The 7,570-nt window shown below is 54.7% G+C and carries 6 protein-coding genes; 5 read left to right on the top strand and 1 reads right to left on the bottom strand.

Translation table 11 applies throughout. The annotated features are described in order from the left end of the window. The first annotated feature begins 385 nt into the window (after positions 1-385). From Q0482_RS05795 to Q0482_RS05785, 3 genes are all read left to right on the top strand, one after another. Complete coding sequence (locus Q0482_RS05795) at positions 386-859, top strand: MlaD family protein (RefSeq protein ID WP_299144543.1); 474 nt, start codon at positions 386-388, stop codon at positions 857-859. Positions 860-1,249: 390 nt separating this feature from the next. Then, the gene (locus Q0482_RS05790) at positions 1,250-1,489 is read left to right on the top strand and encodes a type II toxin-antitoxin system Phd/YefM family antitoxin (RefSeq protein ID WP_299144540.1); all 240 of its coding nucleotides are present in this window, start codon (positions 1,250-1,252) and stop codon (positions 1,487-1,489) included. Beyond that, a complete protein-coding gene (locus Q0482_RS05785) occupies positions 1,486-1,869 on the top strand; it encodes a type II toxin-antitoxin system death-on-curing family toxin (RefSeq protein WP_299144538.1) in 384 nt (127 codons plus the stop codon). The genes Q0482_RS05790 and Q0482_RS05785 overlap by 4 nt, the downstream gene beginning before the upstream one ends. Positions 1,870-1,952: 83 nt before the next feature. Here Q0482_RS05785 and Q0482_RS05780 read toward each other — a convergent pair whose 3' ends face one another. Next, positions 1,953-2,543: a nitroreductase family protein gene (locus tag Q0482_RS05780; protein WP_299144535.1), complete on the bottom strand. Its 591-nt coding sequence runs from the start codon at positions 2,541-2,543 to the stop codon at positions 1,953-1,955. Positions 2,544-3,791: 1,248 nt separating this feature from the next. Here Q0482_RS05780 and Q0482_RS05775 point away from each other — a divergent pair. Both Q0482_RS05775 and Q0482_RS05770 read left to right on the top strand, forming a co-directional pair. After that, positions 3,792-5,762 (top strand): restriction endonuclease, encoded by a 1,971-nt coding sequence (locus Q0482_RS05775; protein WP_299144533.1) that lies wholly within the window; start codon positions 3,792-3,794, stop codon positions 5,760-5,762. Next, the gene (locus Q0482_RS05770) at positions 5,746-7,497 is read left to right on the top strand and encodes a DUF2357 domain-containing protein (protein WP_299144531.1); all 1,752 of its coding nucleotides are present in this window, start codon (positions 5,746-5,748) and stop codon (positions 7,495-7,497) included. The genes Q0482_RS05775 and Q0482_RS05770 overlap by 17 nt, the downstream gene beginning before the upstream one ends. Positions 7,498-7,570 lie beyond the last annotated feature (73 nt).

Here is a 7,570-nt window from a genome sequence, read left to right as displayed (position 1 = left end):
CCGAGTGCGGGGGTGGGCAAGTTTATGGAGGAAAAAGGAACCGCGTCACTACATCTCTTGCCCACCCCTGGTTAAGGGGTGGGTGGCGAGCGCAGCGAGCCGGAAGGGGTCAGCCGTCAGGCTGCCTATAAATTCATCGCCCGCAGGGCGATACCACAACCCTCGGGCCGTAGGCCCGTCAAACGTAAGAACCCTCCGGCCTTTAGGTCGGTCAATCTTAAGAACCTTTCGCGCCCGAAGGGTGCCCCTCTGAACCCCAGGGGCGTGCCCCCTTTGGTACTACGTACCACCTTCCCCCCGCAGGCGGGGGGACTATATGTGGGGGGGAGAACCCTTTGAACCTTTTGAACCCGGGCCGCGAAGCGGCCTATGAAGGAGGCATAGAATGAGCCGGGAAACGAAAATCGGTATGGCAGTGTTAATCCTGCTGCTTTTTATCGGCGCTGCCGGTTTATTTCTTGAACCCTCCCGCTGGTTTCATAAAGATACCTATGAGGTGCATGCGGTGTTTGACAATGCCCAGGGCATCAAGGAAAACGCCCATGTGCTCTATGCCGGGGTCTATGTAGGCAATGTCCATAAGATTCATGTGAAGGATGGGCAGGCGGTGCTGGATCTGTATATCCGGAAGAAGACGCAGATCCCCGAGGACGCCCGCTTTACCATCGATACGTCCGGTGTGGTGGGGGACCTGTACGTGAAGATTTCCGGCGGCCGCCCGGGAAGCCGCCTTCTCACCGACGGCATGACGGTGCATGAATACAAAAACGACCGCATGGATGAGCTCATGACCAAGGCAGGCCGTCTCATGGATACGGCGAAGAGTATGCAGGAGAGTATAGAGGGGCTTGGGAAATAGGAAAGCAGTGTACTAGTGTACTGGTGGGCTGGTTTCCTGTTGAGGTGAATAGCAGTGATGTCATATGTGGGAGGAGATTTCTCGGCTCCGCTCTGCTGCGCTCGAAATGACGATGGGGCGGAATGGCAGTGGCGTCATAGGCGGCGTGAGATTTCTCGGCTCCGCTTCGCTGCGCTCGAAATGACGGTGGGGCGGAATGGCAGTGGCGTCATAGGTGCGTAAATTTATATATTGTGCTAGGGAAGTACTGATTCATTCGCAGAATCGAATTTCATATGAATTTTTATCCAATGCTTCGTCATAAGTCTCCTTACTAGGGCTGTTTTATAGGATGAATTTATCCTACAAAACAGCCTTCCTTTTTGATATAATGAGTGAGAGGTGATTTTTATGCGTATTGATACAAATACCATGATTCCTATAACTGAAGCAAATCGTAATTTTTCCAGAGTGGCTCGCATGGTGGACGAAAAGGGGTCGGCGGTGATTATGAAGAACAATAGACCCCGTTACCTGATTATTAATTTTGATCACTTGGAGGATGAGACTGCAGGGGATGAAGAAGTGGAAGCCATTTCTAAAAAATTGATGGAGCAGAATCAGAAGGCCTATGAGGTATTGGCCAAATGAAAAAAATTACCAAGGCACAGGTACTCCGGATGTATAATGACATGGTCAATCAGTTTGGCGGTACAAAAGGAGTGAGAGATGAAGGGTTATTAGATGCGGCTCTTTCATCCCCTTTCCAGACTTATGATGGTTATGAATTGTACCCGGGGATAGAGGAAAAAGCAGCCTGCCTGGGATATGGCCTTATTGAAAATCATGCCATGATAGATGGAAACAAACGGCTGGGGGTGCATGTAATGCTTGTATTTCTTGCGTTAAATGGTATTATGCTGAATTATACACAGGAAGAGCTTTATACTGTTGTTCTCGAAGTTGCAGCAGGAAAGAAAAATCAGTCGGACTTGCTGCTTTGGATAAGAGAGCATGAAAAAGGCGAATAATTTTCCGTGGTAGATTTATCAGAGTATGGTTCAGTCAAATACAAAAAAGCACGGCCGTGGGGCCGTGCTTTTTTAGCATTTGATTACAGTCTGACTTCGATGACGTCGTCTTCGCTTTTTCTTGCCAGGGGGCAAGGGTTGTGGTTGGGGTAGCCGAAGGACATGGCCATCACCATTTCTCCTTCGCCCAGCCATTCGTGGAGTTCTTCGTAGGCAAAGAAGATGTTGCCGATCCAAAGGCTTCCGATGCCCATGGAGGTGGCCTGGAGGGCCATGTTTTCGGCAGCGGCGCCGATGGCCTGTACGTCGGAAAGTTCATGGATTTTTTCTGCGGCGGTCCAGTTGTCGGTGAGGGGACGGCCGTTGGGGTTTACTACAAATACCAGTACCGGAGCCTGCTGCATGCACTGCAGGGTGAAGCGGGCGTTGGTGTAGAGCTCCGGAGCGCCAGCCAGGACGCCTTCGCCTTTTTCGGATCTTTCAATGCCCTTTTCCATGAGGGCAAGGGCGGTCTTCTTGCTTTCCCCTTTCACTACGATGAATTTCCAGGGCTGGCGGTTCTTGGCAGAGGGAGCCCACATGCCGGCGCGGAGGATTTCACGCATGTCTACTTTGGAAATGTCCCGGTCTTTAAAGAAACGGACGCTTCGTCTTTTGAAAATCAGGTTGTACATAGTATTTCCACCTTTCCTTGCATTTTGATTTCAGATTACGCTTTTTTTATTATACACCGTTTCAGGTGGTTCGTGGGGGGAAAATCGTTGGGCTTATGGGGATGGGGGAGTGGGAGAGTGAGACAGTGGGACAGTGGGACAGTGAGATAGAGGGGCGGCTGACCGATGGCTGTGGGGGCGGGACTGCAGGCCCGAAAGAAGTTATAGACGTCAGACGGTCAGACAGTCAGACATCAGACGGCTGTCCACTATCCGCTGTCCGCTTACCGCGGGACACTATGGACGCTGGGTAGTTTGTACATGATTCTAAAAGTAAGCATAGAGAGGTCTATTCTGTCCATTAAGAGGCCTTCCTTTGAGTCGGCTGACCGATTGAAAGGCAGCTTTCTGCGGGGAGATTTCTCGGCTCCCTTTCACTGGCTCCATGAAACTATGTGATTCATATCGACATATACCATCGCTCGAAATGACGGGGAGGCCATAGTGGCACAAATGCAAGCCCCGTAACGCTGACTTTATACTCATTGCCGCGAAGCGGCAATCCACAACCCTCAGCGGCCAAAGGCCGCTGTCAAACTTCAGAACCTTCCGGCCTTTAGGCTGGTCAATCCGTTGCCCCTTCCTTTTCACAACCTTTCTACACAACCCTTCTATACAACCTGCGGCGCAGCCGCGCCCCTTGCACCCCCTGGGGTACAGAAACCTCTGAACCTCAAGGGCGTGCCCCCTTTGGTGGCTGACGCCACCACCTTCCCCCCGCAGGCGGGGGACTATATGTTGGGGGAGAATCCTTCGAACCTTCTGAACCCGGGCCGCACAGCGGCCCCTATATCCTATAGAACCCTTTCTTCTCTTATGTTAAAATAGAAGAAAGTCCGAAAAAGGTTATTTTCGGCTGTGCCGCAAGGCGTTTTAGGGGTCTTACAGATCTCAGGAATAGGCATCATCTGTCTATTTCGCAGGGGAAGCGGTGCTTCCCTGTTTCATGGGAGGGTGTTCCTCTCTTTTGATACGAAAGGGTTTTCGTACAGGATTTTAGGGCGGCTGTGTGATGGACGACGGGGATGAAAGGGATTTCATCGAAGCAGGGTGTCCGGCGCGGTTTCCCTGGAAAGAAGGAAATTGCATATGGGAAGTTATAATTCAAATTATGGGAATTCCGATAGTTTTTTTGCGCTCAGGCAGGCAGACGGCAAGGTGCTGGGGCGGGTGCGTCCCGGGGTGAAGCTGTCTACGCCGCAGCCGGGTATGAAGGACTATCGTTTTTTTGTGGATTCCTTGTCTCCTCTGCCCAAGGGATTTGAGGATTCGGAGAAGCACGGGTTTACGGGGTTCATGAGCCGCATCGGCTGCGGGTACAATGCCTTTGCCAATGAGGCGGACGCTCTCCATTATCTGGAGACTGTTTTCGGCGATGCCTTTGTCACCTTTACGCCGGCTATCCGGAACAACAAGTTTTTTGTGCTGGATGATATGCAGCTGGAGGGAACCACCGCTTTCATGGATGTGGATCACAACTTTTATCCCATCCCTGCTTTCGGCACGGTGGATCAGCCGCCCTTCGGCGGGGATATCAACAAGTTCTGCAGCCATATCCTCACCGGAAAGCCGCTGCCGGGACTGTCGAAGAAGTACTGGAATAATGATGTGCAGCCCCGGGTGATTGTGGCGGCTACGAAGAATTTTGAGGGCAGGCTTGGCCCCTGGGTGGTGTTTGCACCGCTCTACGATGATGCCTTCGATTCCACGGTCATCGGGGAAGGGGGCGCCTATTTCCATGTGAAGAATAAGGGACCCCTGGGTTACGGCGTAGTGGATTTCAAAAATTCGGAGCTCTTTTCCCATATCCTCCGCTGCACCCATTCTCCTCTGTGGTTCGTGCCGCAGGAGTTCATCCCCGATTTCCGGCTGAATTTGAAGCCCGTGCCGGCGGACGGCGACCTTCTGGCGGACAGCGGGGTGCTGGTGAATCCTTTCGCCGGTGAGGACAGCGTAACCATCGACAGCGATGACCATACGGAAAGACTCTACACCGAAGAGGATGTGGAGCGGATCATTCACTCCCTTACGTCGAAGGAGGAAATCAAACCGGTGAACGATGGGGAGGAGGAAATCCTTTCGGAGGAGAAGGAAAAGCCTATGGAAGAGGTGGATTTCCTGGGCCGCCTTTTAGAGGAGGCGGACTGCTCGGGCCTTCTCTATGAGAAGGAGGATCTCATCAATTTCCATATTTCCCTGAAATCGTCCCGCCTCACCATTCTGGCAGGCATGAGCGGTACCGGCAAATCGGGGCTGGTCCGTCTCTACGGCCGGGCGCTGGGGCTGCCGGAGGATCATGTGCGCTTCCTGGCGGTGCGTCCTTCCTGGATGGATGACGGCGACATCCTTGGCTATGTGGATATGAAGAACATGGTGTACCGCAGCGCCGACACAGGCCTCGCCGAACTTCTCATCGACGCCGCCCGCCATCCGGAGGACATGTTCCTCATCTGCTTCGATGAAATGAACCTGGCCCGGGCGGAGCACTATTTCGCCCAGTTCATTTCTGTGCTGGAAAAGGAAGAAAATCCGGTCATCCGTCTGTACAACCCCGCCCTTCGGAGCAAACTTTACAACGGCGACGCCTATCCGGCGGAAATCCCCATCGGCAGGAATGTGCTCTTCACAGGCACAGTGAATGTGGACGAATCCACCTACCATTTCTCCGACAAGATTCTGGACCGGGCCAATGTGATTACCCTCCACCAGGGCCGTTTCCACGACCTTCTCTCCCTGGGGAAGACGGAAAAGACCGATTTCCCGGAACTTCCTGCGCCCCTTTTCGAAAGCTTCTGCATCCGGGACGGCCTGGGCCTTAAGGCGGAAGAGCTGGACCTTCTGGACGGCCTGAACGACGCTTTCCATAAGAGCGGCATGCAGTGCGGCATCGGCTTCCGCATCGCCCGCCAGATGGGCCGCTACTTGGAAAATATTCCGGACGGCCTCTCCTTCACCAGAAGCGACGGCCTGGACGCCCAGGTGGTGCAGCGTATCTTCACCAAAATCCGGGGCTCTTCCCAGCAGCTGGCGTCCCTGGTGTCCACCAATGACAAAGGCGAGGTCACCGGATCCCTGCTGGAGGTGCTGAACCGGTTCAGCAGCCTGTCCCCCTTCACTTCTGCCCGCCAGGTGCTGGAAGAAAAAGCCAGGGAGCTGAAACTCTATGATTACACCATCTAAGCTCCCCTTCACCCTCACCTTTTCCGGCGGCTGGGACAAGGGCGTCCGCTATTTCAACCGTTTCACCGAAGACCCGTCGGAACTGGGGGAGGACGTGAAGCCGGGGCTCACGTTCACGGAAAACCAGGATATTTATGTGGGCTTTGAAGCGCCCAGGGGCTTCCGCTTCACCATGGACGGCCTGGACGTGGTCACCCTGCCGGGACAGGAAAGGGAAAACGGACAGACCTACATCTCCCCCGCCCACCGGCCGGGGGAGGCCATCCTCCTCTTCGAAGGCCAGGACTTCCCCCTGGTGCCGGGATACTACGTGCTTACGGTGGAAGGAAACGGGAAAAGCTGGTATGGCCTCATGGAAATCAAACCGAAGTACATGGGGAAACAGAGCTGGCAGGACATGCGGGACGAACTGGCCGATGAAATCAGGACACTGTCCTTCGATTTCATGAAGCGGAACATCCATATTTCCAAAGCCCTGGAAGGGGCCCTGGGCCTTTCGCCCTCCATGCTCCTCCGCTTCTATACCATCAGCGACGAATCGCCGGTGGTGATGAACGTGCTGGATGAGCTGTCCCATACCGCCAACGCCCGCATGGTGCTGAAGCTGAAGCAGATCCGGCGGGAAGAGGGAAGGCGGCCGGATCCCCACATCCGGCCCCAGCACGTAAAAGAAAGGCCGGGGGCGCCCCGCATGCCGGCGCTGCGCACGGAAATCACCAGGGACGTGGCGGAAAACCGTTTCGCCAAATCCATCCTTCTGGCCCTTGACCGTATCCTCCAGCAGTTCCTGGATGAAATCGAAGGCCCCGTGAAGCGGCTGGAAGAAAAGCAGGAGAAACTGAGAAAATACACCTGGGGCCTGGAATACAAGACAGGAGAAAACGCCCTCTCCCGCCTCCGCCTCTATCGCCAGCGGGCCCGCCGCATCCGGAGCGGCATCGGAAGAGTCACCCTGGCGCCCTGGTTTGAAGAAGCCCGGGCGGACAGACTGGGCGAAGTGCCTATGACCGTGGTCATGGATCCCCGGTACAGCGTGCTGTACCGCCTTTATAAGAACCTCTCCCGCCCTGCCCAGAGCCTTGACGTATCCAATTTCTACCAGTTCCAGTGGAAACGGACGGACAAACTCTATGAACTCTGGAGCTTCCTCCAGTTCATCAAGGCCCTGACCGCCAGGGGCTGGGAACTGGAAGAAGGCATTACCGTCATCAAGGAAGAAGGACGGTACCGCCTTTCCTCCCTGGAATCGGGCACGGAAATCAAACTGAAAAGGGACGGCGAGGAAGTGCACCTCATCTACGACGGCATCCTTCCCGCCTCCTCCGCCGACACCGACAGGAAGGACCATCCCCTCTATACCAATAACCCCCACCGCCAGCCGGACCTCCGTCTGGACTACTATAAAGGAGGCCTCTACTACGGTTCCCTGGTGGCGGACTTCAAATACCGGGACATCCTCTTCCTCTGGCAGGATGAAACAAGAAGCGCCAGCCTGCGCCGCCAGTTCAACGCCTACCGGGACATGAACACCCGCTTCTACAGGGACTGCGACGAAATCACCTCCCTCCGGGACAGCCGCCCCGTCAAAGAAGTATGGGCCGTCTTCCCAAGGGAAATCCCCGGAAGAAGCGACGAAGACTATAGCCTCCGCTTCATCCCCCTGGCCCCGGGCCTCACCTCCAACAGCCGCCTGGCAGACGAACTGGAAAACTATCTGGCGTCCCTTCGGAAATAGGAAATAAAAACAGCGTCACCTTTGGAAACAAAGGCGGCGCTTTTTAAGCTGGTGGGGATTGGGGACTGGGGAC

This window comes from uncultured Dialister sp., assembly GCF_937959425.1.
Classification (GTDB): domain Bacteria; phylum Bacillota; class Negativicutes; order Veillonellales; family Dialisteraceae; genus Dialister.
The sequence above is the reverse complement of the archived record's forward strand: the minus strand, read 5'-3'. Positions and strand labels throughout refer to the sequence as shown.